The organism is Achromobacter marplatensis (assembly GCF_002209535.1).
Lineage (GTDB): Bacteria > Pseudomonadota > Gammaproteobacteria > Burkholderiales > Burkholderiaceae_B > Achromobacter > Achromobacter marplatensis.
Genome location: NZ_NJIG01000039.1, coordinates 1 through 3,255, shown reverse-complemented (window position 1 = coordinate 3,255; position 3,255 = coordinate 1). Strand labels below are relative to the sequence as shown.

General features: G+C 54.8%; 4 protein-coding genes. All 4 read right to left on the bottom strand.

The window, feature by feature from the left end; genetic code table 11:
- On the bottom strand, positions 1–218 hold a 218-nt coding region (locus CEY09_RS31655), incomplete at its 3' end, for a hemagglutinin repeat-containing protein (protein ID WP_143219601.1).
- 80 nt (positions 219–298) lie between these two features.
- Positions 299–625: a DUF6984 family protein gene (locus tag CEY09_RS31650; protein ID WP_143219600.1), complete on the bottom strand. Its 327-nt coding sequence runs from the start codon at positions 623–625 to the stop codon at positions 299–301.
- Between the two features lie 102 nt (positions 626–727).
- Positions 728–1,096 carry a hypothetical protein gene (locus CEY09_RS31645; protein WP_088591665.1) on the bottom strand — a complete coding sequence of 123 codons (369 nt, stop codon included), beginning with the start codon at positions 1,094–1,096 and terminating at the stop codon, positions 728–730.
- Positions 1,093–3,255 (bottom strand): pre-toxin TG domain-containing protein (locus CEY09_RS31640; RefSeq protein WP_234818451.1); only part of this gene is annotated, 2,163 nt, incomplete at its 5' end. The genes CEY09_RS31640 and CEY09_RS31645, both read right to left, overlap by 4 nt.

The window sequence follows — 3,255 nt, the reverse complement described above, 5'->3', positions numbered from 1 at the left end:
TTGAGCGTGGTGTCGCCGCCCGACTGCATCGCCAGCACGTTGCCCGCCGTGATGTTGCTGTTGGTCCAGCTTTCATCGCGGCCGTTGGCGTTGCCCCGGCCGACCGAGGCGCCCAGTTCGAGGGTGAAGCCGTTCTGCTGGCCACCGGTCGAATAGCCGATGCCGATGCTGGGGAAAAAAAATGTCAGGCTACATTTCTCAAGAATGTAGTCTGACACCTTAATTTTCTCACCATACCACCCTAATTACGTCTAAACGCTTGACAGGCAAGACGGTACTTAATCCCGACTAAACATTACTAGCCACCTGCCGGTTTGAAAGTGCCATCTGGAGACGGCAATCTTATAAGGGGCTCATCATTAACTTTCCAAAAATCCAACTCACCAAATCTTCTGTCCTCGGTCAACAACAATGTCGCAATGATAGAGACTCCGTCCTCATCACTAAACTCGCAGGACGCCACGGAATACACCCGCACATCTTTCTGGCAATAGTCAGCGCGAATCGACTTCATTTCCGGATTCACCACCCAAACAAGCTGATGGGTGGGCAATATAAATTGAACACCAGCAACCCGAGCCAGAAGCTGGATTATTTCCACTTCCCTCAATTCAATTTGCCTCATGAATACGCCCAATATTAACGGTGCCATCCGATAGTTTAAAAGAAGAAAAAAGGTGTCAGACTACATCTCTCAAAAAAATGCAGTCTGACACCCTAATTCGAACTAGGAAATCACATCAAGACGACCACAGGAAAACCGAATAAAATCCCCGACGCCAATATCTCCGGGCAAAACACCGTCTAATTCAACGACAACTGAGCCAACCACTACTAACCTATTTTTTACATCAACCACCTCAGCCAAAATTTCATGAGCAAAACTCTCACCTAAACGTTGCATGATTGGCTGAGTATTTAATTTCTCCTTGATTACCCTCCTAATCGAGATGGCAAGCAAAGGCTCATGCAGGTGATCCCCCACCTGCATGCTGCATGGGTGAGAGAAAGCCACGCACTCAAAATTTTCGTCGCCAATGATCAGCATTGCCTCTTGCGCATCTTTTGAAATCCATTCACGCCGCTTAACTATCATTTAGAAAACCCTAAGCTAGGTGCTTTTCTTGCCAACTCACTTACAGACTTAACATGGAATGTAGTTATATTTCCTGTCGCCCTATCGAGGCCTACAAACCCATATTTAGCGCTTCCTTCGCCGCCAATCAGCCTTACATAACCATTCATCTCTGGAACAAATGTTCCGTTTTTAATTACATTATTTGCATCATCTAAATAATTCTTAAGATTATAAGAACTCCGACCAAAGGCATCCATCAATTCTGAACTATGCTTTACAAAGTGCTGAATCGCTTCATCACCCTTGAAGAACTTCGTTGCAGGGACATGAGTTAGAAGCTTAGGGTCATTGTCGACAATAGGACTCCCGCCAGTCGGCGCGCTTACACCGGTCTGGCCTGTCGCTTTTGCGCCTCCTACCTCAACCTTCCCCCCCACCTTCGCAACATCAAGCGCTTTATCCGCGTCCGCAAACACATGGACCGCTTGTCCGCCCTTCTTGATAATGCCACCAAGCACCGGCACCAGACCAATCGCTGCAAAGTAACGATTCGCCTCATCCCCTGTCGCCGTCTTTCCTGTCAAGAGTTCATACAACGCGCTAGCGTTTGACACCCCCGGGGCCAGATCGAGCACGGCTTGCGCAAGTGTGTCGGCCTTTTCCTTGCTCAGTTGCGGATAGTGTCGCAGCATAAGCGCCACGTCATACGCAGCCGCCATCTTATCGGCTCGATCGAACTCCGCTTGCAAGCAGCTATTGTCATTGGCGCAGGTGGCGATCGCTTTCGCTGTCACCTCCGCCTTCATGCGGGCGACCTTGTCGAGGTTCATATAGCGGCTGTTGTTCTCCACCTCTATACGCGCCGCGACCTCTGCCGGCACCGCTGCCGTGGGATCGATTGATGCCGCGATACCCGCGACGATGCTGCTTATCAGGTTGACGCGCGCTTGTTCCTCTTCAGGCGTCAGCTTCTTGCGATTGACATCGTCAACGCTATCCAGCAATTTGCTCAAGACCACGCCGGACAGCGCGCCTGCCCCACCCGCACCGCAAGATGCGCCTTGGGCGGCAGCTCCGGCGCAACCCAGCACCGCGTGTAGCGCGGCATGCCCGACGGAACCTTCCCCGCCCAACACCCCGCTCAACTCCTTGATCTGGGCGGCGCCCAGGGTTTGCAGATAGTTGACGGTAGCGGCCTGGATGAACTGCCCAGTGCCTCCCATGACATTGCCACTGGCCGCGCCCAGAATGACCGTGCCCCACTGGCTATAAGTTCCTTGAGCGCCCCACTTACTTTCAAGGTCGGCGTATTCCTGCGCGGCTTTGGCACGCTCCGCATAGGAGAGCGATTTGTCTTCCGAACGCTCCTTCGCGTCTAGTGTTTCCTTCGCCCGATTCGTCAGAAACTGCCCCATCTGCTTGCTAGCTTCCGACGCAATCTCAAACCCCGCCTCAATCTTCTCCTTGTCAAAGATCGGCTTCAGCGCGTTCAACGTGTCCGACGTGTCCCGATTCAACGACGCGATCGTCTCCGCCGCCGTCTTGCCGGTCAGCGCCAGCTGCCCCGCCTCGTCACGAATGACGATCGTGCCGCCGCTGATGCCGCTTTGCGTGGTCGAACTGCTGTTGCCGCTGGCTGCCACGACCACCGGCGTGCCCATGCCGAAGCCGCTGCTGCCTGTCGATATCGACGAGCCCGCGTCCTTGGTCGCACCACCGGCAACTTGGCCGCCCTTGGTGGTGCCCAGGCCCGAGTCGCCCGCCTTGGCGTCGCCGCCAAAGCCGAAGCCTCCCCCAATAGACACCTGGCTGCCGCTGTATTTGGCGGTGTTCTTCAGGTCCTCCGTGACCAGCGTGCCGGTCGTCAGCTTGTTCAAGCCATCGGCTACCGCGCGGTCACTGCTGGCGATGACGCTGCCGATCAGCGTGGTGTTGTTCTTGACGTCGATCAGGAACCCGCCGTCGCCTGCCCATAGGCCCGCCTGTTCCGTGACGGACTTGAAGTCGCTGTTCATCTTGCCGGTGCTGGCATTGGCCGACACGCTGCTCGAGCCCATGCAGTACGGCGGGATGCACAGGCTTAGCCCGAACCCGGCGCTCTTGTTCTTGGAGTCGTACTTGCTGCTGTCCTGCAAGCTCTCCAGCAGCAGATTGCCGCCGACCGACGCGATGATCTG